The sequence below is a fragment of the Bacteroides sp. OM05-12 genome (assembly GCF_003438995.1).
Lineage (GTDB): Bacteria > Bacteroidota > Bacteroidia > Bacteroidales > Bacteroidaceae > Bacteroides.
The window spans coordinates 79,850-104,087 of record NZ_QSUN01000006.1; the positions used below are offsets into that span (position 1 = coordinate 79,850).

Consider the following 24,238-nt stretch of genomic DNA (forward strand, 5'->3'; position numbering starts at 1 on the left):
AGGACCGTATGTTTGTCTACAAACGTCCTGATGTTTTTTTCAATCAACCTGATGTTTTTAAAAAACATCAAGGTGTTTATAAGTGAAATACAGTGTAAAAAACGAATTACCCTCAAATAACCTTCAATCTTTCAGTTTGCGAATTTAGGTTTGACTATCAGCGTGTTATCCTGAACCTTCTTTAGAGAAAAGGTTCAGCCGATAATGAATGATGAGTATATCTGCTGAATGATTCCATCATTCAGGATAACTCATTCAGTATCAATGCAAAATCGACAAACTGAAGGATGAAGCTTATAGGTAATTGTTGCACTGAAAGCATACAAAAAAAGGAATATCCGGGTTCATCCCCTACAAATATCGGGTGAGCCCAAACTTTTCCATCCTTTTTCGGGGAAAGAATCAAATTTATTTTCACTGCTCTTTACGCCACTTTAAAAGCGGAAATAGAAAGAAAAATATACTAAGATAACAAACAAGTGAATGTGCGATGTAAACAATTCATCTCTTTTTCTGTTCTAACCATAAAATGATTACCTATATATTTAAAAACAACTTAATTATGAGAAAAGTATTATTTTTAGCTGCAATGTTTCTAGTAGGAATTGCAGGACTTGCACAAGCTCAGACTTCAAAAAGAGACATGGAAAGAAAAGACCGTAAAGAAGCGAGAGAGGAAAAGAGAAAACAAGAAAAAGCATTGGAAGCCATTCAAGATACAATAGCGTATCAAAATGCTATCCAAGCTCTGAAAGACGGTTCATTCGTTGTAGAAGCTAACAATGTTATTTTCAAAAACGGAATTATGCGCTTTGTTTCTTCTAATACAAACTTTATTTCGGTAAACAACGGACAAGGTATTGTACAGACTGCATTTAATAATTTCATTTATAGTCCCAACGGTATAGGTGGAGTTACTGTTAAAGGTTCTGTTGCCGATGTTAGAATGAATAAAGATAAAGATGGTAACATCTTTTATAGTTTCAGTATCAATGGTATAGCTATCTCTGCCACTGTAGACCTTGTTCTGACCGGAGGCACAAATCAAGTGAGTGCGACAGTCAATCCGAACTTTAGCGGTAATACACTTACATTTAGTGGAATATTGGTTCCTTATGACCAATCCACTGTATTTACAGGAACATCCCTGTTCTAAATCTTTATAATAATTTGTTCAAAAGCAGAGTGTTTACGGATACTCTGCTTTTTCATTTTTAAATCATCCCAATGCTCTTTCTCCCCGGATTTCTTCATATTTCTGTTGATTCACAAATGCCAGAGCTGCTCCTAATGCGGTTCTGTATTCAGCATATTTCGGAATATGGAAATGACAATGATACATATCTTCCAGCTTTGGGAATATATCGGCACATTGTGGCAATTTAGCCAGATTACCGATTAAAATAAAATCCTTAATAGAACTGTTCAATGCGGCAAGAATAACCGACTGCCCGATACTTTGCAATACCATTTGAATAATACCTGTGGCTATATCCTCAGACGAAGCATTGGCATCTGCTTTGCCGAATGTAGAAGCGGTAGCGTCCAGTGGAAGACCGGGTAAAGGGGCATTACATATGTCTTGTATTTGCAGATTTATATTTTCTATTGCTCCTTTCTTTGCCATTTCCACTACATGACGAATATCATGTGTCTTAAGTAATAGTCGGGAAAGTCCCAGAATCGTACCTCCTCCGATACCTATTCCTCCTATATGTTCTATATTCGTCCCTTCTACTTTCACAAAAGATGTTCCTGTACCCATACTTACAACGATTAGGTCTTTTAATCGAGAACCATGATGAGCACCTAATCCATTTGCGAGAAATTCATCAGTACGTGCTGTTGGCAATCCATATAAAGGTTGGTTCACATAGGCACTCCCTACCCCCGTCAGCATCACTTTCTCTATTTCATTCAGACTAATGCCATTATCATATATGTACTTACCGAATGCGCCGAACAAGGAGGTTATCGGGTCTGTGGCAGTAACAAGCATCGGATGCTTTATTTCTTTCTTGTCGACACCGATTATTTTAGTTGTACTCCCTCCTACATCTATACCGATTACAATACCCATAATGCTATGCTTTTAATTATATTGACTGCAAAGATAAAAGTTTATTGTTCTCACAATAATAAATTTTCTATCTTTGCTTCATTATTTTAATCTAAATAGCAATTACATATTTATGAACGATCCAAAGAAAGGCAACACAAAAGGCTTTTCCAGAGCTTTTTACGTTGCAAACACGGTAGAACTTTTCGAACGAATGGCTTACTATGCCATCTTCATCGTATTGACGATTTATCTCTCCAATATTCTTGGTTTTAATGATTTTGAAGCAAGCATGATTTCCGGCCTTTTCTCCGGTGGACTCTATCTACTTCCTATTTTTACCGGGGCATATGCCGATAAGATTGGTTTTAAGAAATCAATGATTGTCGCTTTCTCATTACTTACCGTCGGTTATTTTGGATTAGGAGTGTTGCCTACACTACTGGAAGCCGCAGGGCTGGTAAGTTATGGTGAAACTACCCGCTTTAGCGGGCTTTTGCAAAGTTCCGAGAAATGGATGATTGTACCGGTTTTATTTGTTATTATGGTAGGCGGTTCTTTTATTAAGTCTATCATTTCCGCATCAGTGGCAAAAGAAACAACTGAGGCAACACGTGCGCGGGGATATTCTATTTTCTACATGATGGTCAATATCGGAGCATTTACCGGAAAAACAATTATTGATCCTTTACGTAATTACATTGGCGAACAAGCATATATTTATATCAATTATTTCTCCGGATTCATGACATTAATCGCTTTACTTGCCGTTATCTTACTTTATAATTCTACTCACAATGCCGGAGAAGGTAAAAGTATGCGTGAAATCGGCAGGGGCTTTTTAAGGATTATGTGCAATTGGCGACTGCTTATCCTTATTCTCATTATAACAGGATTTTGGATGGTTCAACAGCAACTTTATGCAACGATGCCCAAATATGTAATTCGTATGGCCGGCGAAACGGCAAAACCGGGATGGATAGCCAATGTTAATCCCTTTATTGTGGTATGTTGCGTAAGTTTCATAACCAAACTGATGGCTAAACGAAGCGCTGTCACTTCCATGAATATCGGAATGTTTTTAATACCGATATCAGCTTTATTGATGGCTGCCGGAAATATGCTGGGAAATGATTTGTTTTCAGGGATAAGTAATATCACATTAATGATGGTTGCAGGTATTGTGATACAGGCTTTGGCGGAATGTTTTATCTCTCCGCGCTATCTTGAATATTTCTCTTTGCAAGCTCCTAAAGGTGAAGAAGGTATGTATTTGGGATTCAGTCACCTTGATTCTTTTTTGTCCTCCATACTGGGTTTCGGATTATCAGGCATCCTGTTGACCAAGTATTGTCCGGATCCTATGTTATTTGAGAGTCACGAAGCATGGCAAGCGGCCAGTGTTCATGCACATTATATTTGGTACTACTTTGCCGGCATTGGTTTGATAGCAGCTTTAGCCTTATTGATATTTGCCAAAGTGACCGAATCCATCGATAAAAAGAAGAAAGAAATAGATTAAATATTCATTCTTTTTAGTATTTTTGCAAACCTTATGCGGCATCTTAGCTACATAAGGTTTTTTCATAATCCGACTATTACAGATGAAAATAAGATTTATAAGCCTGGCAAGTGGCAGTAGTGGAAATTGCTATTATCTGGGTACAGAAAATTACGGTATACTGATCGATGCAGGAATAGGTATCCGCACAATAAAGAAAGGCTTAAAAGATATAAATGTATCGCTTGATAGCGTTCATGCTGTATTTGTTACCCATGATCATGCCGATCATATTAAATGTGTAGGCTGTTTAGGAGAAAAATATAATATACCTGTCTACTCTACCCACAAGGTACATGAGGGCATTAATCGTAGCTATTGTGTGACAGAAAAGTTGTCTACTTGCGCACATTATATAGAAAAAGGAGAAACTCTATGCCTCAAAGATTTCAAGATCTCAGCCTTTGAAGTTCCACATGACGGTACTGATAATATTGGTTATTGTATAGAAATAGATGGAAAGACATTCTCTTTTCTTACTGATTTAGGACACATCACTCCTACTGCCGCCAGTTATATATGCAAGGCAAATTATCTTATCCTTGAAGCCAACTATGATGAAGAAATGCTGAAGATGGGATCTTATCCCGGATATTTAAAGAAACGGATTTCCGGTCCCAACGGACATTTAAGTAATATGGAGACAGCAGAATTTCTTGCCGAAAATTTCTGTGAGAACATAAAATATATTTGGCTTTGTCATCTCAGTAAAGACAATAATCATCCAGAACTGGCATTTAAAACGGTAGAATGGAAACTCCGGGATAAAGGAATTATTGTAGGTAAAGACGTGCAAGTCATAGCTTTAAAGAGAAGTATCCCTTCTGATCTTTATGAGTTTGAATAATGCCGGGTATTTTTTCTGCTAAAAAGATTAGAAAATGTTTTGCAAAATAAAATAAAACTTCTACTTTTGCATCCGCAAACAAAAACAGATGCACTCTTAGCTCAGTTGGTAGAGCAACTGACTCTTAATCAGTGGGTCCAGGGTTCGAATCCCTGAGGGTGTACAAATGGTATTGAAAACCAGCAAGTTATAAGAATTACCCCTCTATTTACCCCTCTAATGGGGGTGATGAGTGGGTTTCTTGTTTAAGAGTAATCCAAGCTCTTACCGTTATGGATATGGTCTGGATACCTTGAAAACGCTTGTAAACTTCAATGAGAGAGGATTCACGCCTTATTAGTGAGGCTTTATTTTCTCTTTCTTAGACTCTTCAGAAGTAGCCATGCTACGTAAAGCGTATGCGTGTATGGCAGATGTTCAGTGAACTTTCACGGATTCAGTGAAAGAGATTTCAATAAATCTAATCCATTTTATATGGTTAATAAAATTATTGGAAACAGGATGGATAAACCCGTTCTGAACATGGTATCGTATGATACCATAACAATGGTGCTGTATCAGCAGCAAAGCGATGTTTCTTTTCAAAAAAGTGTTCCGCAACATTTAGACACAGGAAGTCTGAAAACGCTTCCTTATGGTTCTGATGATATGAAAATTTGTGGAACAGTTGAAAACCTCCGCATTACTGTCTATCCTGAAAAGATTGTTATCATGGGTAGTCTATGCAAGTATTTGAAAGGAAACAACGTTCAAGGTCTTAGCATGGAGGAAACACGTCAAGCGATTGATTTTCTTTCGCAAAAGTTGTGTTTACCTTTAAGGTTGGCTCGTGTGATGCGGATTGATGTTGCCTACAATGCTATCGTATCTCAAAAACCTAAGGAGTATCTTAATCGACTTGGGAGTTTGAGTAGGCATGATAGGCTGGAAGAACCTGATTCTCTTTATTACAAACAGTCTAAAACTCTTTTGCATGTATATGACAAGAATAAAGAGATGAAGCGTAAAAGAGAATTTTTCGATTGTGGTTTCAATGGAAATATACTGCGTATCGAATTAAGGTTTTCCTATGGGAAGCAGGACTGGAAAAAGCGCTTTGGAACTGAAACCGTTTTAGTTGATATGTTGCTGAACGAGACTTTCTTTACCAATCTTGTTAAAATGCTCTATGGACGGTACAAGAAAATAGAGAAGGTCAATGATGTGCAGTTAGACCTGCGAGCTGTAAAAGGCAAAAAGGACGCCCGTATTTTTTTGGTTGCATACATCTTGAAGGTGCAAGGATATGTTCCCTTGGAGAAGATGATAAGCGAACAACAGAAGACTGGACGGATTAGTTCTGGACAGGTTGACTATCTACGGTCTGTGATTAGTGAGGCTAACAGTGTCGACCAATCCTTCATTCAGAAAAGCAGTCATATTGAAGAACTGGATGCAGCATTTGAACTGATGAGGAAAATGTACGGTTTTTAAAGAACTTCTATAGTAAGCGAAAGTTTCCTTTATTTCAGAGGACTTCAATTACTTAGTTCTCTATCAGTTTGGAAGGGTGATATGATGTGAATTTTCATGTCATATCATCCTTTCTTTATTTACATACATCTTCAATCCTGTATAATTTGTTCAGGTAACAGCCTGATTGCATAACAGAACTTCATATCAGTATCAGGATTAAAAGAAAGGACATCGCATAAAGCATGCCCCTTCTTTCCTCCCAATCGAGTTCATCAATCAATGAACCACTTATATCGTTCATCACCATGTAATGCGCTGCTTATTCCTACCGCCATTTCAGTAGCGTTCAGACTTCTGTCTAAGAAGCTGTCGATATAACTTGACTTGTTAGCTCCAGTCAGAAGGTTGTAGAACCGCCACATATCCAGTTCACTACCGAAGCTACCGAAATTCTCGTCACTGATGTATGTTCTTGCTACGGAGTTTATCTGCGTATCGGTCAGCAGCATTCTTGGTAGTCGTTTTTGATAGCCTTGTGGTAAGCACTGATACAGCCGCATTCGCCCCAGCAAGGTAACGAACTGGTGTTCGGTCATCACTGTATTACCAAGAGACTGCATCAGATGCAGATGCTTTGCAGGGTTGTACTGGTTAAACAATTCCAATAAAGCACGGTACAAGTCTTTTGTACTGCTGACCTCTATTTGAGAACGGTAGCCGTCAGTAAACACGCACATATTGCAACACACTTGATTCACAAAGCCGATAGCTACGCTGAACCGTTCCAATGTCTTTCTGCTGTACAGGTTTTCACGATTGTACGCACGTACCCCTACAATGGAGAGATTCAGTTTGTTGCCGCCTACTGTCTCGAATATTGTAGGAATATCAATGGCGAATGCACACCGTTCATAATAAATGGTCTTGTCGCTTTCTAAGAGTTGATTTGCGGGCTTGTGTATCGCTTCGGGTGTTCTTCCTTTCACTACATGAGAAACCTGAATAGCAGGCGTCTCTATGCGTTCTCCATTGAAGAAGGAAGTGGCTGCATCATAGGCGGTTTCAATGAATGCAGGGTGTGAAATTGTGAGTTCGTTATCCTTCGCAAAGACGGGAATGATACATTCCGATTTGAGGGATTTCAGGTCGATTTCCGAGGTGTTCGCTTCGATAAAGTGATTTGTCTTCTTGACGGTTTTCGGCTCGTCTAAGAGGATTTCTGCATCGTCTGCGTAGCTGTTTAGCCCTAAGGTCTTTCTCGGTTCTTGCTGTGCCATATTCGGCAAAATGGTTACTGCTTCCATGTTGATAAATATTAATGGTTATTGATTGGTTTACGGATAGAAAGTATGCTAAACGGTATCTCGTCCGTATATTGTTCCTATCTGAATACAGACAGGGTTATAAAATGGACTTGGGAGTATATTGGAACGGATTGGGAGAATTAATTCATCAGGTATAGCGATGAAAAAGTAAAGTAGTGCTTTTTCATCGCTTCATTCTCTTAAAATCAGGTTAATAACCAATGCTTGAAGTATCGGGGCTTTTCAGCTATCGTTAGTCTTTTTCTATTTTGTGTTATTTCACAGAAGATAGCCTGATAAATAGTGTTGTAGTATTGAAGGAAAATGAATGAGATACGCAGAAACCATAATGTAGTTTTTGTTAAAAGCCTGTTAATTTGAATCGTCTTGCCAAGATTGATTTTAGGAAGGGGGAGGATTAAAATTTTAAAAGCGAATAGTGCGGGGGGATATTAAAGGATAGGCTTCTTGTGCTTATAGGTATAAGAAAATTGTATTTCAAGGTGGGCTGTCTGTTAATGAGTTTATCTTTTATTCATTCAGGATAATTCGTAGAATGAATTTAAAATCTTACTCTAAAATAAAAGAGTCGTAACAGAGCATTCCATTACGACTTTCTTTTTATTTCAAGTGAGTATTAACTTAAAAGCTGTACGCTATAAAACTTTATTGTACACGTTTACAGTTGATAGTAATCATCTTTCTTCCGTCTCCTTCTTCATCCCATTGGAAAGACGCAGTGGAAGTAGAAAGAGATATCACTTTCATATCCCAGTTCGTATCTTGATTTACATATTTACCATGCATCACCTTTGAACTTTCATTATAAGTATAAGTACAGTAATCAGACTTTGTTCCGTCCTCATCTGTAAAATAGAAATGTGTATCGGTAACAACATAATAAGGATAGCCATCCCATTCTTCTGCTACTCCATTTGTTGCTGTCGTTTCTATCTTCCACTTTCCGACAAGACTTGCAGCGTCACCACTTTTATCATCTTCATCGTCATCACTACAAGCTGCGAAGTTCACACACATAATTACGGCTATCAAAGCCATTCCGATAACTCTTAATGTTTTCATTTTATTAATAGATTGTTATTCTTGCTCCTATGTTCCTTTTCGGAGCGTTATCAAATAATAAGGCATGAGGAACACGACATGAAGTCGCATGCTTTTTTAATCAGAAACTAAATCCTACAGAAGCAGACACACCATGCGGATAAACATCATCACCGTCTTTGTTCCAAGCTTCTCCGTATGCCTTAGAATTATAAGTATACCCAACTTTCAGAAACACAGATAACGTCTTATAAAAATTCCAATTCACACCAGCTCCCGGATTTGCATAGAATCCTGCCGCATCAAGTAGACTATAGCCTATTTTCGCATCAACAAACGGAGAGATTTTCTTTTTAAGGAAGGTGTATCTCACGCTACCATACAGCGGTATGGAAGTGTAGTCGTCACCTAAACGCACACCTGCACCTGCACCGATATAAAAGTGGGAGCCAAGCTGAACCCCATGCGTGGTGTAAATATCAGTAGTACTGAACATTCCTATATCATCAGTATGGAAAGTTCTACCGCCTTCAATAGAGCCTTTATAGCTTTGGGCGTTGCACGTTAGAGAGTTCATGCTCACTGTTACAGAAACAAGAAGCATACCGATTAATCTTGAAGTTTTCATTTCATTTTAGATTGATGCTTACCTGCTCCCTTGTAAGCTGTTAAAAATGAAGAGGCGTGGGAACATTGAATATTACTGTACTGAGGCTCTCGACTGCCCTTACCCAATAATAAACAATAGCCCACGCCAAACGATATATAGACTGCTCCAAGCAGAGCAGATATATAACATCAGCGTGAGCGTTCTTGCTTATTATCTTGGGTAAAAGAATTGTCGAGATTCCAGTACAAGATAATATCTTAAACGCTCTTTATTATAATATGTCTGCACCTCGTAAACGAAATGCAATGCAAAATTACTTTATTAAAGCTAATCAGCCAAGAAAAAAGCCTTTGTTTTTTGCATATACAGCAACATGTATTGGGGGGAGATATTTTCTTAGATAGAAAAAACGCCAGTAAGCCACATTTCAGACGCTTATAGGCACTTTTTTACGTGGGGGATAAAAGTATAAAGCCGCTTCCCAAAACCCGAGAAACGGCTTTATCTTCCCATTTTGACTATCTTACCTCTTGGCTCGGAGATATGCTTTCCGACTACTTTTCATCAGTTCCAAAGCGAGGTCGGCATCAATAACTATTTTCCGTCCGACCTGCGATATAGCTTTGTCAATGCAACCTTCCTGCTTTATTCGGTTGGCGGTTGCTATGGAGCAATGAAGTAGCTCTGCAAGCCCTTTCAACCCGTAAACACGATGTTTTACATTCTCTGTTCTTTCAGGCTGAATGGGATTCTGATTGGAAATAATTGGTTGTAAGATGTCAAGAAGTTCTTGAACCGTAAGTGCCCCCACGGGCTTGTTAATGTCCATTATTTAACATTTAATAAATTTACGTTCATCTCTGCACCGCATTTACAACTATAGAAGAGTATGGTGCAGTCCTTCTGTATAATCTGTCTTAGTAGACCTATGATGCGAACATGGCTCTATAAAAAAGCCCTGATTTTACACGGTCACAATACCTTTCATTTTCTGAATGCAAAGATAAAATAGAATCGATTAAGAGCCAAATAATAGGCAGGAATATTCACTATATTAGATTATATTCCTGCCGACACTTTGTGAGAGCATGAGCTACTATCATTCAGTAAGCTGTTCATAAGACATTCGACTTTTTCTATCGCTTCATTGTCTGATAGCAATTCCTCCAATGTACTAATTAAACGGCTTTTTACGTCCTCCTTCGGCTTATTCCACCTTTTCATGTAATCAGCCTTAGCCTCCTCTGAAATCTCTATATATGGCTTCATTGATGCGTAATCACGGTGCCCCGTCCATTTCATCACAACCGCGGGAGGGATTCCCAAAACAAGTGAGCAACAGATAAAGGTGCGACGTGCATCATGACAGGAGATAATTTGATAGAACTTGTATTCAACTCTCCTCCGTTCGTTTCCAATATAATACTCATCAACCCACTTCTTTTTTAATTGAGCCAGTAATGCAGCTTCCTTTAGGTAGTCATTCAGTTTCTGATTTGATAAAGATGGAAACACCCGTTCTCCTTCTTGTTCTGTTTTTTTGTATTTCTTGAGGATAGACAAAGCACAGTCGTTCAAAGCTATTTGTAGTCGGTCATCTGTCTTTTCCGTTACGATATTCATATTCTTCCCTTCTATATCGCTCCAGCGGAGTGATGTCAAGTCACTGTAACGTAATGATGTAAACGCCATGAAGCAGAATAAATCCCTTGCCAGTTCCAAGTTCTTCTTGTTTCTCGGATATTGAAAATCATAGAATTGCATCAACTCCTTCCAAGTCAAGAAGGAAACGGAGGTCGGAATTTCTTTGAGACAAGTATTGAATTTCAAGGTTTCCTGATGAATCAGTAGTCCGTTCTCGTCAGCCCACCGCAGAAACCATTCTAAAAAATCAAAGTACTTATTAATAGTCGTATTGCGGTATTTATGTTGTAATTTTCCGTTTTTATCTTCCGTACGATATTCAACAAACCAATCTCGGAGAGCCAGCAGTTTGTTTTCTGTAAGGTTCTGAAATGAGAGGTCAGGAGAAAACCTTCGCAAAATGTTTTTTAAGGAGATGAATTTCTTTGTCACATTCGGCACCCAGTTCTTTTGCTTCTTTTGAGCTTCTATGTATTCATCCCATACCGTAAAGAAGCTTTTGTTTTCTACTAATACCTTGACTTTTCCAAGCCTTTCATTAACCATTAGTTTGACTTCCTCCTTTGTCGGTATATGCTGGATGCCTTCATAATATTTGAAAACATCCTCTATTGCATTTTTATAGCTTCCAATAGCACGGCTTATCTCTGATGCGGTCGCTTTATGCTTCCCTACCGTATGGGTGGTATTTCTTAACGGTATTTGATTTGCTTTGTCCCATTTTACTTCGTCACCATAGTAACCAATATAGAAGTCTATCTCACCTTGCATCCACTTAACACGGCAAATAATTTGCTTGTTACGGGCTTTAATGAAAACCCGTAGATTCTTTTTAATGTTCATGTTTCTATTAAATTTTAAATTAAACAATGGAGCAACAAGAAAGAGGGGTAAAAGTTGTTTTTACCCCTCTTTTTGATGCTATTTATTAAGAATTCGTGAATATGTAATATATGGATATATAATATAATATGCTGATATTGAGTGCTGTTAAGTATTTAATGTCATTAGTTTAAATATCAGTTCTACTCCCTGAGGGTGTACTTGATAAAGAATAAAAGCCTTGATTTTCAAGGCTTTTTTCTTTTTATATAAGGGAAAAGCTAAAATAGGTAAAATAATCAGCCTGATAACTTTATCTCTTAATCGGAATCATTATCTTTACCGCCGAAAAAATTAAAAATACGAATTTAATATTTAATCTCATGGACGAAGGCCCGTATAGTTACAGTAAATCACAAGTATTAACCATCTTGTAAGGGCTTTAACAGTATCCTTACAAGAGTAAATTGTAAGGATATGACAAATGAAATCAATGTTCGTTTCCAACAACTTCTTAATGAAAAGAACTGGAAACTGCTAAAAGAAGAGCTGAACTGTCTGGAACCTCTTCACATAGCAGATGTTTTCGATGAGTTATCAAAATCAGATCAGATATTACTATTTCGCCTCTTACCGCGTAAGCTGGCAAAAGAAACGTTTGAATATCTGCCGCAAGACAGACAAAAGGATATTGTAACAGGTCTTGCCGCTAATGTCGATAAAATTACGAATCTGCTTAATGATTTGGAACCGGATGACAGAACTGCCTTCTTCGAAGAACTTCCGGGAGAAGTCAGTCAGCGTTTGGTACAATTACTATCAGATGAAGAGCGCGAGATTACTACCCGATTATTGGGTTATCCTAAAGATAGCATCGGCCGTTTGATGACACCCGAATACGTGGCAGTAAAATCCTATTTTACGGTACAGCAAGCATTGGATCATATTCGTAAATTCGGACGTGATTCTGAAACATTAGACGTCATCTACATTGTAGATGAACGCTGGAAACTCATTGATGACATCCGAATCAAAGAGTTGATTTTAGCATCACCATCTCAACAGGTTTCGGAACTGTGTGATAATCGTTTCGTAGCTTTGAATGCATACGAGGATCAAGAACGTGCCGTGAAAATGTTTCAGGACTATGACAGAATGGTATTGCCTGTGACGGATTTAAGCGGTACACTATTAGGTATTGTTACAGTCGATGATGTGTTGGACGTAGTAGAAGAAGAAAATACGGAAGACTTCCAAAAGTTTGGTGGAACGGAAGGATTGGATTTATCTTACACCAAAACATCTTTAGGTGAAATGGTAAAGAAGCGTGCAGGATGGCTCGTCCTTCTCTTTATAGGGGAAATGCTTACGGCTTCTGCCATGGGATATTTTGATGAGGAAATATCCAAAGCGGTAGTGCTTGCTCTTTTTGTCCCGTTAATTATCTCCAGTGGAGGAAATTCCGGTTCACAGGCTGCCAGTTTAATTATCCGTTCATTAGCACTTGACGAATTAAGACTGAAGAATTGGTGGTATGTAATGAAAAAAGAGATATTATCCGGACTGCTCTTAGGTACAATACTTGCCGTGATAGGATTCATTCGCATTCTTATCTGGCAAAAAACAGGAATATACGATTATGGAGAATATTGGTTATGGATAGGAGCCAGTGTTTCCGTTTCGCTTATTTTTATTGTATTGTGGGGAACAATATCCGGTTCTATGATTCCTTTTATTCTGAAGCGATGCGGATTAGATCCGGCTACTGCTTCAGCTCCATTTGTTGCAACCTTAGTGGATGTAACGGGATTAATAATTTACTTCACTGTCGCCGCTTTATTCCTGGGCGGAAAGTTACTTTAAGAACATACGGTCCTTTGTCTGCAAACGATAGGAGTTTGTAAACAAAGGACCGTACCTTTAAAATCAATCGACCGTATGTTCTTTTTAAGGGAACGTTTTCTATGAATATTTCCACTCGATTCATTTAAATCAATACTTCATTTAATAAACAAAATAAGTAAGGTCTTGTTATTCGTGTAAATAAAGACCTAAGCTTATGAATTTACGAATATGGAGCTTTACGCTCATTTTATTTCTTTCTTTATCCGCCTTTTCACAGAAGGCGAATAAATATCTGGTACATCCTTTGCCCGTTTCATGGACAGAGGCAGATACAGTATTCCAGCAAATTCTACCGATAGATGATCATTGGTGGAAGGCGTTTGAAGACCCTATGTTAGACTCACTCATCAGTGTTGCTGTGAAACAGAATTATTCTGTACTTACTGCCATAAACCGTATGGATATGGCGAAGGCAAACTTACGGATAGAGAGAGGAAGTTATTACCCTTCATTGGCTTTGTCCGGTGGATGGACCAAACAGCAAACGAGCGGAAATACAAGTAGCATTCCGCAGGCTAAAGAACATTATTTTAATGCTGCACTCAGTACGAGTTGGGAAGCTGATATTTTCGGAAGCATCCGTAATCGGGTTAAAGCTCAGAAGGAAACATTTATGGCGTCACAAGAAGAATATAATGCAACAATGGTTTCTTTGTGCGCACAAGTTGCTTCCGGTTATATCAATCTGAGGCAACTACAGCAGGAACTGGACGTAGTCAAAAAGAACTGTGCTTCTCAAGAAGAGGTGTTAAAGATTACAGAAGTAAGATACAATACGGGATTGGTATCTAAATTGGACGTATTGCAGGCTAAATCAGTGTATTATAGCACTAAAGCCTCTATTCCGACTATCGAAGCAGGTATCATTCAATATATAAACTCATTGGCTGTACTTTTAGGTGTTTATCCTGCCGATCTTCGTCCTTCATTAGAAAAGATAGGGCCTTTACCTGATTATATGGAGTTGGTGAGCGTTGGAATTCCGGCAAACTTACTTCGTCGCCGTCCGGATGTGCGCGGAGCCGAAAGAACGGTCAATGCACAAGCCGCTCTGTTGGGAGCATCCAAATCTGATTGGCTTCCTCAATTCTTCTTGAAAGGTTCTGTGGGATATGCATCCAAGGATATGAAAAACTTTGCGGAAAAGAAAAGTCTGACTTATGAAATCGCTCCTTCATTTACCTGGACTTTATTTAACGGCACAAAGCTGGTTAATGCAACAAAACTTGCCCGTGCACAATTGGATGAAGCTATCAATCAATACAATCAAACCGTGCTGACGGCTGTACAAGAGGTGGATAATGCAATGAGTACCTACCAAAACTCCATCAAACAAATTGTAGCTTTACGGGAAGTTCTTAATCAGGGACAGCAAACGCTGAAACTCTCTTTAGAACTTTATAAGCAAGGACTGACCCCTTTTCAAAATGTGCTGGATGCACAACGTTCGCTTCTTTCCTATGAGAACTCGTTAGTGGAAGCCAAAGGTAATTCTTTACTTTGTCTGATACAAATGTATCAGGCACTTGGAGGAGGATGGCAAGAATAAAAGACTATAAACATAAAAACTTTCTATATGAAACCAATACTATATATAACTATTTCATTGTTTTTCTTACTATCCTGTAAGGGTAAAAAGGAAACAACAGTTGCAATGCCGGTTCCTGAAATCAGTGTAGCTTATCCGGAAGTGAGAGATGTTACCCTGACCAAAGATTATCCGGGATATCTTACGGCTGATAAAACCGTAAATCTGGTAGCAAGAGTAAATGGTACACTGCAATCCATTAACTTTCAGCCGGGAAATCGTGTTAAACAGGGACAATTACTATTTGTGATAGAGCCTACTTTATACCAAAATGCCGTATCACAGGCTGAAGCAGAATTAAAAACGAGTCAGGCACAATTGGAATATGCCCGAAACAGTTATGAGCGAATGAAAGAAGCAATCAAAAGCGATGCAGTCAGTAAAATACAATTAGTGCAGGCAGAATCTTCCGTTGCAGAGGGGGTGGCGGCTGTGGATAATGCTAAAGCCGCATTGAATACGGCACGTACTAATCTGGCTTATTGTTATGTAAGAGCTCCTTTCGACGGAACGGTTGATCGTTCCCAATATGATGTGGGAAGTTACATCAGCGGTTCTCTTCAACCCGTCACCCTATCCACTATATACAAGGATGACAGTATGTATGCTTACTTTAATGTTGCGGATAATCAATGGTTGAGTATGTTATTGGATGAATCCGGTGAAAGTGCCCAACTACCAAGTGAAGTGGAGGTGAAATTAGGGAAAGACGGCACAAGGATATATACGGGAAAATTGGATTATCTGTCACCCAACGTGAATCTTTCCACCGGGACACTGAATATACGAGCGAACTTAGAGAATCCGAAAGGACTTTTAAAGAGCGGGCTTTATGTAAGTATTACATTACCTTACGGAGAACAGAAACAGGCAATTCTTGTATCGGATGCATCTATCGGTACAGACCAGTTGGGCAAATTCTTATATGTTGTAAATGATTCCAATATCGTAAAGTATAGACATATATCTACGGGGCAACTGATTAATGACACTCTTCGGTTGGTAACAAAAGGTCTTATGCCTCAGGAGTGTTATGTAACAAAAGCTTTAATCAAAGTTAGAGATGGAATGGAGATAAAGCCTGTCATTACAAATTCTAAACCGTAACCGATATGTTTTCTAAATTCTTCATCAACCGGCCTATATTCGCCACAGTGCTTGCCTTGCTCTTTGTGGTGGCGGGATTGATTACATTAAATATATTACCGATTGCACAATATCCGGAGATAACTCCACCTACCGTGCAAGTTTCAGCTTTTTATCCCGGAGCGAATGCCGAAACCGTGGCACAGACAGTGGGTATTCCTATCGAACAGCAGGTAAACGGAGTGGACGGTATGTTGTATATGAGTTCTAATTCATCAAGTTCCGGAGCTTATTCATTGACAATAACGTTTGCTGTTGGAACAGACATTGATATGGCTACCGTTCAAGTACAAAACAGAGTCAGTGTAGCTCAAATTAATTTACCGGAACCCGTTATTGTACAAGGAGTAACCGTGCAAAAACAATCTTCCAACATTGTTATGTTTCTTACTATGACCGGAAACGAATCCATGTATGACGGGCTTTATCTGACCAATTACGCTAAATTAAACTTGGTAGACCAATTAACCAGAGTACCGGGTGTAGGAGCTGTCAATGTGATGGGGGCAGGTAATTACAGTATGCGTATATGGCTTGATCCGGAAGCAATGCGTATTCGCAATTTGACACCTCAGCAAGTCTATCAGGCCATTGCTTCTCAAAATATCGAAGTATCTCCGGGGTATGTAGGACAACCAATAGGTAAAGATAATGATAATCCTTATCAATATACGCTTTCCGTACAAGGACGTTTATCCTCTCCTGAAGAATTTGGGAATATTATCTTGCGTGTAGAAAATGGCGGGAAGATGCTTCGCTTAAAGGATATTGCAAAGATTGATTTAGGAAGTGCTTCTTATGGTGTTGTATCCAAGCTGGAGGGTAAACCTACCGCTGCCATTGCTATTTATCAATTACCGGGTTCCAACTCTCTGGATGTATCAAAAGGAGTAAAACAAAAGATGGAAGAATTATCTGCCAATTTTCCTGTTGGAGTAGGTTATCAGGTAACGTTGGATACAACAGATGTGGTGGATGCCTCTATTGATGAAGTCTTGGTTACTTTTTTGGAGACTACAGCTTTGGTTGTACTTGTTATCTTTTTATTCTTGCAGAATTTCCGTGCAGTAATTATCCCGTTCATTACCATTCCTGTTTCTCTGATTGGTACGTTGGCGGTAATGGCGGCAATGGGATTTTCAATTAATACATTGACACTTTTCGGGTTGATACTGGCTATTGCAATAGTCGTGGATGATGCAATAGTCGTTGTCGAAAATGCCACTCGATTACTGGATACAGGAGAATACACTGATCCGAAAGAAGCTGTGGTCAAAGCTATGGGAGAAATTACCGGACCAATTGTCGGTACGGTTCTAGTATTGCTGGCCGTATTTGTTCCAACAACTTTAATCAGTGGCATTTCAGGGCAGCTTTACAAACAATTTGCATTGACTATCGCCGCTTCTACCATATTGAGTGGATTTAATTCTTTGACATTAACACCAGCTCTTTGTGCTTTATTTCTTAAAAAGAATAAACCTTCTAACTTCTTTCTGTTCAAAGGATTTAATAAAGGATATAATAAAGTACAGGAAATCTATGACAAGACGGTAGGATGGTTATTGAAACGTCCTTTTCCTGCTTTCTTGTCTTACGCCATAATAACGATAATCGCAATATTGCTTTTCATGAAATGGCCTACTACCTTTATTCCGGAAGAGGATGACGGATACTTTATCGCAGTTGTACAACTTCCCCCGGCATCTAGTCTGGAACGTACGCAAAACGTAGGTAAACAAGTAGAAAAGATACTGTCGAGTTATCCGGAAGTTAAAACATATTTGGGGGTAAACGGTTTCTCCATTATGGGAGGAGGTGAATTACCTAATGCTGCAACCTATTTTGTCGTATTGAAAAACTGGGATGAACGTAAAGGTAAAGAACATACAGCTCAGGCGATAGTCAATCGCTTTAATGAGATGGCCTATGGCATACAAGAGGCACAAGTATTTGGTATGGTACCACCTGCTATTCCCGGTTTGGGAGCATCCGGAGGTCTGCAACTTCAATTGGAAGACCGGAAAAATCTGGGTTCCACAGAAATGCAGAGAGCTGTAGAAACGCTTTTGGCTAATTATCGTACTGAGCCTGCCATTGCGGGATTATCTTGTATGTATCAAGCCAATGTTCCACAGTATTTCCTGAATATAGACCGTGACAAAGTACAATTTATGGGACTTCAGATAAGCGATGTATTTTCTACATTAAGTTATTATATGGGGGCCGCTTACGTGAATGACTATGTTCAGTTCGGACATATTTATCAAGTAAAAATAGAGGCGGGAGAACAAGCTCAAAAAGTAATTGACGATGTTTTAGTATTGAGTGTAAGCAATAGTTCCGGTGAAATGGTTCCTTTTTCATCCTTTACCAAAATAGAAGAGAAATTGGGCATGGATCAAATTAATCGATATAATATGTATTCAACGGCTTCCATCACTTGTAATGTGGCACCCGGTAGCAGTTCTAGTGAAGGCATTGCAGCAATGGAATCTTTAATAAAAAAAGAGTTAGGTGATGAATTCGGTTTTGAATGGACTTCTGTTGCTTATCAAGAGACACAAGCAGGATCTACAACGACCATTATTCTAATAATGGCAATGTTGGTGGCATTTTTGGTATTGGCTGCACAATATGAAAGTTGGACAAGCCCGGTCGCTGCCGTTATGGGTATTCCGGTAGCATTATTAGGAGCCCTTATGGGATGCTGGATTATGGGAGTACCGGTCAGTATTTATACCCAAATCGGTATTATCTTATTAATTGCTCTTTCTGCTAAAAACGGAATATTAATAGTAGAATTTGCCCGCGATTTTCATGCACAAGGAAATTCTATCCGGGAAGCAGCCTACGAAGCAGGGCATGTTCGTTTACGTCCTATCCTAATGACCTCTTTCGCTTTTGTACTTGGTGTAATGCCTTTGTTATTCGCAGCAGGAGCCGGAGCCGCCAGTAGAATATCGTTGGGAGCAGCCGTCGTATTCGGAATGGCAATGAATACAATTTTTGCAACTATCTATATTCCTAATTTTTATGAACTGATGCAAAAGATACAGGAGAAGATACAACCTCCTAAAAAACAGGAATAAACTTGCCGTTTATTTATAATCTCTTTAAAGCTGTTCTAAGATGTGATATATTATTTCATTTTAAAGCAGCTTTGTTTTTTATTTAATTTGTCGTATCTTTATTCTTTATTAGAAAGGAATTATATGGATTTACGCACAGCAAATGTAACAAGATATATTCTGCCTTTACGAGAAGGTGGGTCATTGCCGGCTTTGGTTGAAGCCGATGATGAGTTTAAGTATGTCGTAAAATTCCGAGGGGCAGGTCATGGCACGAAGGCTTTGATAGCTGAATTGATAGGAGGTGAAATAGCAAGGACCTTGGGCTTTCGTGTACCTGAAATTGTGTTTTTAAATTTAGATGAAGCCTTTGGACGTACCGAAGCCGATGAAGAGATACAAGACTTGCTCCAATGGAGCAGAGGTTTAAATCTGGGATTACATTTTTTATCCGGTGCATTAACATTTGACCCCATCGTACATGCAGTGGATTCAAAAACAGCATCTCAGGTGGTGTGGTTGGATGCTTTACTTACAAATGTAGACCGCACTATTAAGAATACAAATATGTTAATGTGGCATAAAGAACTATGGTTAATTGATCATGGTGCTGCTCTCTATTTCCATCATTCATGGGAAAACTGGCAGAAACAAGCATTAAATCCGTTCGCACCGATTAAAGATCATGTTCTTTTATCATTCGCTGATAGACTTGACGAAGTTGATCAGGAATTCAGACAACTGTTAACTTCCGATAAAATACGGGATATTGTCGATACTGTTCCGGACGATTGGTTAAATTGGACAAAAGATAATGAAACGCCTCAGGATTTGAGAGAAATATACATTCAATTTTTAGAAGAAAGGATAAAGCATTTCGAATTATTTGTAAAAGAAGCGCAAAATGCAAGAGCAACACTTATATGAATACGCTGTAATTCGTTTTGTTCCGAAAGTGGAACGAGAAGAATTTATTAATGTCGGTATTGTTCTGTTTTCAAAACAGGCTAACTATCTTAGTGCACGTTATATCTTAGATGAGAATAAATTAAGGATGTTCTCTACAGAGTTGGAGCTGTACTGCCTGAAAGATGGTTTACGGGTATTTGATAAAGTCTGTCAAGGCACAAAAGAAGGAGGATTGATAGCGGCAATGGATATCCCGGACAGATTTAGATGGCTGACAGCTGTGAAGAGTTCATGTATTCAAGTTTCCCGTCCGCATCCCGGCTTTTCTATGAATTTAGATGCAACTTTAGATAAACTGTTTAAAGAATTGGTACTGTAATTAAAGTCCCAATTCTTCATCAATTAAGATCACTAAAATTCTTCCTTTTGGGAAACAGCGTTCTATAGTCAACCAAGCATTACATATTCGTTGAGGAGAGTTACAATCATGACATTTGCCGGTCTTTGCACATGGTGTGTTAAATCCCGGATGACGTGCAACATTCTGCGGAGCTGCTATTTCCTTAATTCGTTTGACAGCATCTTCCGGAGTGGAGACTAATTTATTCTTACCTGTCAACAATACAACTCGTTTAGGTCCGAAAGACAACGGAGCAATTCTATTACCCACCATGTCAAGCCAATGCAAACTACCTGTTACACTCACAGCATTAATACCGGTAAAAAATAAGTCGGCAATTAATCCCTTTCTACGTTCTTCCATATTTTCTTCACGTGACAAATCAGGATTAAATCCATCATGAAACATTAAATCCTTTCGTTGTCTGAGCTCCTCTACGATACCGGTTTTCCGCACTGTTATCGAATCACCATAAGATACCGTTTGTGGATGTATCTTTTCTATTTCTTCTCTTAGTCTGTTCCCGGCTTCTTCCAAAGAAGAAACGATTTCTATTTCAAAACCATGTTTACCTAAATTCTTGGCACAGACATCTAATGATAATTCATTCATAAGTATTCACCTTTGTTGCAAGCAAATATACGATTTATATCTTAAATTAATGATTTCATCCTACTATTCTATATATTATACTAATTTTGTACCCAACTTTTATATTTTTCAATAAAATAAAAGTTGTAAGTTTATAGGTGAATAAGAATATATTTAATTAAACATGAAACAAATGAATAATAAAACGACAATAAAAAGATATTATCTATTGGCGATGTTATTGCTCTTTTGCACAACAGCATCTGTTATAAAAGCCCAAAGCAAATTCCATATTGTATTGGATTATCATTATAATTTAGGCTTGAATGAAAGATATTGGAACACAACTTTCAATCGGAGTAATTATAAAATGCACGGCAATTCATTCCACCTAACTGCACTTTATGACATCCCAAAGAAAATGGCTGTTGGAATTGGTATTGGTGCAGATCGTTATGAAGAACCAGGGTACAATACATTTCCTATTTATGGAACTTTTCGATACAAACCTATATCTAAAATACCCAATGGCTATATCTTTACAAACCTTGGTTATGGAATCTTTAAAAATGAGAGCATAAATCCCGGTTGGATGTGGGATGTAGGTATTGGCTATACCAAAATGTTCCGTAAGCATTTCGGGTTGAACTTCCAGTTAGGGTATAATTTAAAAGAGTTTAGTGGTATTCCTTCTTATAAAGTCAATAACGAAACTTGGGAGACTACATATATAGGGGAGAAAAGTAGCATTCGTCATTCGTTGTCGTTTGGTGTTGGACTTGTGTTTTAGGATAGCAATAACCTGAAAATAATTGTTGACCTTGCCTTGTAAAATAGAAAAGCCCTGAAAATCAAGGCTTTTATTCTTTATCAAGTACACCCTCAGGGATTCGAACCCTGGACCCACTGATTAAGAGTCAGTTGCTCTACCAACTGAGCTAAGAGTGCATTTTTGAATCGGATGCAAATGTACGGTTAAATTTGAGAATACCAAAATATCACATCGTTTTTATGTATAAATTTAATCCTCTAATCTTTCTTTGATCTTATATAAGAGATTAATTGCATAGTTAAAAGTAGGATTTTCATAATGCAAAATGGATTGCTCTGATAATGCTTCGACTGTTTCCTTTAAATTTAGACAAAGCGTTGCTTGATCTATTTGAAGAGATTTAGGAAGTTCTCGGCCTTTAAACCAATTTACTAATTCCTGAACTTCTTCCAATGAATATTTATCTTTATATTCCATAATTATTAGGATGTTATATAATCTAATTTACAAGAAAGGCGTGAGCACATTAGCAAACCAACCGACAAAACGTTTCCATATAGAACGTTTTTTCCAGTTTTTGGAAGTTAATACGGTACTGTTAGTTTTATCTTTTTCAAAGATATTGCTTAATTCGTGAGTTATTCCTCTATCAAAAATGAAGGCATTTACTTCATAATCATAACGTAGACTTCTGCTATCCAAGTTGGTTGTTCCGATAGTACAGAATAAATCATCCACCATCATTATCTTTGAATGATGAAACCCTCCATTATACAAATAAACGTTTGCACCTCGTTTCATTAAACGGTGAGCTACATGTACTGAACCGTCTGGAGTAAAACCTATATCAGCTTTTGAGGAAAGCATAATCTCCATTCTTACACCACGTTCTAATGCATTCTTCAACGCTTTTTTTACCGAATGTGTCGGCAAAAAGTAAGGGTTTACTATTTGTATCTTATATTTTGCCGCTTGGATCGCTTTTGCATATGTCCTACGCATTTGCTTCGGTGTTTTCTTTGGAGCACGATCCACTATTGCAATAGCCTTATCATATCCGTTCAGTGAATCCTCAGGCAATGGGAAATATGCCTCTCCTCCTATTTCCTGCTTTGTTGTCTTATTCCAAATAGTGAGAAATATTTCTTGCAAATAACCTACCGCATCTCCTTCTATACAAGCATGCATATCTCTCCATGCACCGATCTTTGGTAAACCTTTTATATAATAATCCGCAATATTCATACCACCAGTATAAGCGATCTTACCATCTATAATGGCTATTTTACGATGGTCACGATGAAAAACATGATTTATATAAGGAAAGTGCAATGGATCAAAATGATAGATTTCAATTCCCTTAGCACGTATTCTTTTCAAATGTTTCTTCTTTAAAGGACGGCTATTAGACCAATTACCAAAAGCATCAAACAAGGCTCTAACTTCAACTCCCTCTTTCGCTTTTATTGCCAATAAATCAAAAAGTGCATTTGCTATAGAATCATTTCGAAAATTAAAATATTCCAAATGGATATGATGTTTTGCTTGCCGGATAGCATCAAACAGATCTTCAAACTTTTCAGTACCGGATTTCAGTAACTTAATATGATTGTTACTTGTTATAGAAATACCTTCATCCTGCAAATAAGCTATTAAAATTGAATCACTTGGAGAGTGTTCATTTACCGTTATTGCAGATATGCTGTCCTTATTTTGACTATGTATACTTCCACAAAAGACACATAGAAAAAGTAATATATATGTTTTCAATGTTTACAATTTAAAAAATTCGGTTACGAAATTACAAAAAAAATGTGAAGTAAACCTCATAATCAAGTCAAATCATCGGCAAAAATAGAATTTTGTTAACTAAAATATTTTTATCTTTCGAGAAAAAACATATATTTGCATGACAATTATCAAATTAAAAATTATCGTAATGAAAAAAAGTAAATTGACTATTGCTTTAGCTGTCCTTTTGGGCGGAAGTGTTATGTTTAGTTCATGTATCGGTTCTTTCGGACTGTTCAATCACATGATCAAGTGGAATCAAGGAGTCAGCAATAAATTTGTTAATGAGCTTGTCTTCTTCGCTTTGCATGTTGTTCCAGTTTACGAAGTTTGCTATATGGCAGATATTTTAGTTATCAACTCTATTGAATTCTGGAGTGGTTCTAACCCTATTGCCAGCATTGGCAATATTAAAAAAGTTCAAGGTGAGAATGGTAATTATTATGTTAAAACCCTAGAAAACGGATATTCTATTACCAAAGAAGGTGAAACAGCAAGCATGGATTTGATTTTCAATCAGGATAATCAAACTTGGAGTGTAGTATCCGAAGGTGTTGATGCTCCATTGCTTAAAATGAATAATGACGGAACGGCTTCTTTATATATGCCGGATGGTACAACAATGAACGTTACACTTGATCAACAAGGTAAAATTGCTGCATGTGAGACTCTTATGAGCAATACCTATGCGGTCAGATAAT

The 24,238-nt window shown here is 38.0% G+C and carries 21 protein-coding genes and 2 tRNA genes; 13 read left to right on the forward strand and 10 right to left on the reverse strand.

From position 1 onward, the window contains the following. Window positions 1-562: 562 nt before the first annotated feature. Window positions 563-1,156: a DUF4251 domain-containing protein gene (locus DXB63_RS07565; RefSeq protein ID WP_122125878.1), complete on the forward strand. Its 594-nt coding sequence runs from the start codon at window positions 563-565 to the stop codon at window positions 1,154-1,156. A 63-nt stretch (window positions 1,157-1,219) separates the two neighbouring features. On the opposite strand, the gene coaW is transcribed toward DXB63_RS07565, so the two are convergent. Further along, on the reverse strand, window positions 1,220-2,080 hold the full coding sequence (coaW, locus tag DXB63_RS07570) for a type II pantothenate kinase (protein WP_122125801.1): 861 nt from the start codon (window positions 2,078-2,080) through the stop codon (window positions 1,220-1,222). A gap of 112 nt (window positions 2,081-2,192) precedes the next feature. Here coaW and DXB63_RS07575 point away from each other — a divergent pair, with 112 nt between their 5' ends. From DXB63_RS07575 to DXB63_RS07590, 4 genes are all read left to right on the forward strand, one after another. Further along, entirely contained in the window at window positions 2,193-3,581 is a 1,389-nt protein-coding gene (locus DXB63_RS07575; RefSeq protein ID WP_122125802.1) for an MFS transporter, read from the forward strand. An 82-nt stretch (window positions 3,582-3,663) separates the two neighbouring features. After that, complete coding sequence (locus tag DXB63_RS07580) at window positions 3,664-4,467, forward strand: MBL fold metallo-hydrolase (RefSeq protein ID WP_122125803.1); 804 nt, start codon at window positions 3,664-3,666, stop codon at window positions 4,465-4,467. A gap of 90 nt (window positions 4,468-4,557) precedes the next feature. After that, window positions 4,558-4,630 (forward strand) — tRNA-Lys (locus tag DXB63_RS07585). A gap of 311 nt (window positions 4,631-4,941) precedes the next feature. Beyond that, window positions 4,942-5,940: a phage/plasmid replication protein gene (locus DXB63_RS07590; RefSeq protein ID WP_122125804.1), complete on the forward strand. Its 999-nt coding sequence runs from the start codon at window positions 4,942-4,944 to the stop codon at window positions 5,938-5,940. 254 nt (window positions 5,941-6,194) lie between these two features. On the opposite strand, the gene DXB63_RS07595 is transcribed toward DXB63_RS07590, so the two are convergent. The 5 genes from DXB63_RS07595 to DXB63_RS07615 form a co-directional block, all read right to left on the reverse strand. Continuing rightward, on the reverse strand, window positions 6,195-7,226 hold the full coding sequence (locus tag DXB63_RS07595; RefSeq protein ID WP_122125805.1) for a DUF3871 family protein: 1,032 nt from the start codon (window positions 7,224-7,226) through the stop codon (window positions 6,195-6,197). 666 nt (window positions 7,227-7,892) lie between these two features. Continuing rightward, window positions 7,893-8,309 (reverse strand): lipocalin family protein, encoded by a 417-nt coding sequence (locus DXB63_RS07600; protein ID WP_122125806.1) that lies wholly within the window; start codon window positions 8,307-8,309, stop codon window positions 7,893-7,895. Between the two features lie 100 nt (window positions 8,310-8,409). Further along, a complete protein-coding gene (locus DXB63_RS07605) occupies window positions 8,410-8,916 on the reverse strand; it encodes a hypothetical protein (RefSeq protein ID WP_122125807.1) in 507 nt (168 codons plus the stop codon). Between the two features lie 505 nt (window positions 8,917-9,421). Then, a complete protein-coding gene (locus DXB63_RS07610; RefSeq protein WP_122125808.1) occupies window positions 9,422-9,727 on the reverse strand; it encodes a DUF3853 family protein in 306 nt (101 codons plus the stop codon). 230 nt (window positions 9,728-9,957) lie between these two features. Next, on the reverse strand, window positions 9,958-11,385 hold the full coding sequence (locus DXB63_RS07615; RefSeq protein ID WP_122125809.1) for a site-specific integrase: 1,428 nt from the start codon (window positions 11,383-11,385) through the stop codon (window positions 9,958-9,960). 456 nt (window positions 11,386-11,841) lie between these two features. On the opposite strand from DXB63_RS07615, the gene mgtE reads away from it, so the two are divergent. The 6 genes from mgtE to DXB63_RS07645 all read left to right on the forward strand — a co-directional run bounded on the left by mgtE (window position 11,842) and on the right by DXB63_RS07645 (window position 20,362). Then, window positions 11,842-13,227, forward strand: a complete 1,386-nt coding sequence (mgtE, locus tag DXB63_RS07620; RefSeq protein WP_122125810.1) for a magnesium transporter — start codon at window positions 11,842-11,844, stop codon at window positions 13,225-13,227. Between the two features lie 196 nt (window positions 13,228-13,423). Beyond that, window positions 13,424-14,818 (forward strand): efflux transporter outer membrane subunit, encoded by a 1,395-nt coding sequence (locus DXB63_RS07625; RefSeq protein WP_122125811.1) that lies wholly within the window; start codon window positions 13,424-13,426, stop codon window positions 14,816-14,818. 27 nt (window positions 14,819-14,845) lie between these two features. After that, window positions 14,846-15,964, forward strand: a complete 1,119-nt coding sequence (locus tag DXB63_RS07630; protein WP_122125812.1) for an efflux RND transporter periplasmic adaptor subunit — start codon at window positions 14,846-14,848, stop codon at window positions 15,962-15,964. A 5-nt stretch (window positions 15,965-15,969) separates the two neighbouring features. Then, entirely contained in the window at window positions 15,970-19,095 is a 3,126-nt protein-coding gene (locus DXB63_RS07635) for an efflux RND transporter permease subunit (protein WP_122125813.1), read from the forward strand. 123 nt (window positions 19,096-19,218) lie between these two features. Then, entirely contained in the window at window positions 19,219-20,001 is a 783-nt protein-coding gene (locus tag DXB63_RS07640) for a HipA family kinase (protein ID WP_122125814.1), read from the forward strand. Beyond that, complete coding sequence (locus DXB63_RS07645; protein WP_122125815.1) at window positions 19,979-20,362, forward strand: DUF3037 domain-containing protein; 384 nt, start codon at window positions 19,979-19,981, stop codon at window positions 20,360-20,362. Before DXB63_RS07640 ends, DXB63_RS07645 begins: the two co-directional genes overlap by 23 nt. Here DXB63_RS07645 and DXB63_RS07650 read toward each other — a convergent pair whose 3' ends face one another. Next, the gene (locus DXB63_RS07650) at window positions 20,363-20,995 is read right to left on the reverse strand and encodes a lactate utilization protein (RefSeq protein ID WP_122125816.1); all 633 of its coding nucleotides are present in this window, start codon (window positions 20,993-20,995) and stop codon (window positions 20,363-20,365) included. 172 nt (window positions 20,996-21,167) lie between these two features. On the opposite strand from DXB63_RS07650, the gene DXB63_RS07655 reads away from it, so the two are divergent. Next, window positions 21,168-21,764 carry a hypothetical protein gene (locus tag DXB63_RS07655; RefSeq protein WP_233522819.1) on the forward strand — a complete coding sequence of 199 codons (597 nt, stop codon included), beginning with the start codon at window positions 21,168-21,170 and terminating at the stop codon, window positions 21,762-21,764. Between the two features lie 85 nt (window positions 21,765-21,849). On the opposite strand, the gene DXB63_RS07660 is transcribed toward DXB63_RS07655, so the two are convergent. From DXB63_RS07660 to cls, 3 genes are all read right to left on the reverse strand, one after another. Next, window positions 21,850-21,922, reverse strand: a tRNA-Lys gene (locus DXB63_RS07660). A 73-nt stretch (window positions 21,923-21,995) separates the two neighbouring features. Beyond that, on the reverse strand, window positions 21,996-22,223 hold the full coding sequence (locus tag DXB63_RS07665) for a hypothetical protein (protein WP_122125817.1): 228 nt from the start codon (window positions 22,221-22,223) through the stop codon (window positions 21,996-21,998). Window positions 22,224-22,250: 27 nt separating this feature from the next. Next, window positions 22,251-23,516, reverse strand: coding sequence for a cardiolipin synthase (gene cls, locus DXB63_RS07670; RefSeq protein ID WP_122125818.1), 1,266 nt, complete (start codon window positions 23,514-23,516; stop codon window positions 22,251-22,253). A 169-nt stretch (window positions 23,517-23,685) separates the two neighbouring features. Between cls and DXB63_RS07675 the strand changes: the two genes are divergently transcribed. After that, the gene (locus tag DXB63_RS07675; protein ID WP_122125880.1) at window positions 23,686-24,237 is read left to right on the forward strand and encodes a DUF3332 domain-containing protein; all 552 of its coding nucleotides are present in this window, start codon (window positions 23,686-23,688) and stop codon (window positions 24,235-24,237) included. The last annotated feature ends 1 nt before the right edge of the window (window position 24,238 follow it).

Coding starts and splice junctions, on each gene's coding strand:
- DXB63_RS07610 (WP_122125808.1), bottom strand. CDS start 9,727: ATGGACATTAACAAGCCCGTGGGGGCACTTACGGTTCAAGAACTTCTT.
- DXB63_RS07650 (WP_122125816.1), bottom strand. CDS start 20,995: ATGAATGAATTATCATTAGATGTCTGTGCCAAGAATTTAGGTAAACAT.
- DXB63_RS07645 (WP_122125815.1), top strand. CDS start 19,979: ATGCAAGAGCAACACTTATATGAATACGCTGTAATTCGTTTTGTTCCG.
- DXB63_RS07565 (WP_122125878.1), top strand. CDS start 563: ATGAGAAAAGTATTATTTTTAGCTGCAATGTTTCTAGTAGGAATTGCA.
- DXB63_RS07625 (WP_122125811.1), top strand. CDS start 13,424: ATGAATTTACGAATATGGAGCTTTACGCTCATTTTATTTCTTTCTTTA.
- DXB63_RS07635 (WP_122125813.1), top strand. CDS start 15,970: ATGTTTTCTAAATTCTTCATCAACCGGCCTATATTCGCCACAGTGCTT.
- DXB63_RS07615 (WP_122125809.1), bottom strand. CDS start 11,385: ATGAACATTAAAAAGAATCTACGGGTTTTCATTAAAGCCCGTAACAAG.
- DXB63_RS07640 (WP_122125814.1), top strand. CDS start 19,219: ATGGATTTACGCACAGCAAATGTAACAAGATATATTCTGCCTTTACGA.
- DXB63_RS07655 (WP_233522819.1), top strand. CDS start 21,168: ATGAATAATAAAACGACAATAAAAAGATATTATCTATTGGCGATGTTA.
- DXB63_RS07590 (WP_122125804.1), top strand. CDS start 4,942: ATGGTTAATAAAATTATTGGAAACAGGATGGATAAACCCGTTCTGAAC.
- mgtE (WP_122125810.1), top strand. CDS start 11,842: ATGACAAATGAAATCAATGTTCGTTTCCAACAACTTCTTAATGAAAAG.
- coaW (WP_122125801.1), bottom strand. CDS start 2,080: ATGGGTATTGTAATCGGTATAGATGTAGGAGGGAGTACAACTAAAATA.
- DXB63_RS07605 (WP_122125807.1), bottom strand. CDS start 8,916: ATGAAAACTTCAAGATTAATCGGTATGCTTCTTGTTTCTGTAACAGTG.
- DXB63_RS07630 (WP_122125812.1), top strand. CDS start 14,846: ATGAAACCAATACTATATATAACTATTTCATTGTTTTTCTTACTATCC.
- DXB63_RS07675 (WP_122125880.1), top strand. CDS start 23,686: ATGAAAAAAAGTAAATTGACTATTGCTTTAGCTGTCCTTTTGGGCGGA.
- DXB63_RS07575 (WP_122125802.1), top strand. CDS start 2,193: ATGAACGATCCAAAGAAAGGCAACACAAAAGGCTTTTCCAGAGCTTTT.
- DXB63_RS07665 (WP_122125817.1), bottom strand. CDS start 22,223: ATGGAATATAAAGATAAATATTCATTGGAAGAAGTTCAGGAATTAGTA.
- DXB63_RS07580 (WP_122125803.1), top strand. CDS start 3,664: ATGAAAATAAGATTTATAAGCCTGGCAAGTGGCAGTAGTGGAAATTGC.
- DXB63_RS07595 (WP_122125805.1), bottom strand. CDS start 7,226: ATGGAAGCAGTAACCATTTTGCCGAATATGGCACAGCAAGAACCGAGA.
- DXB63_RS07600 (WP_122125806.1), bottom strand. CDS start 8,309: ATGAAAACATTAAGAGTTATCGGAATGGCTTTGATAGCCGTAATTATG.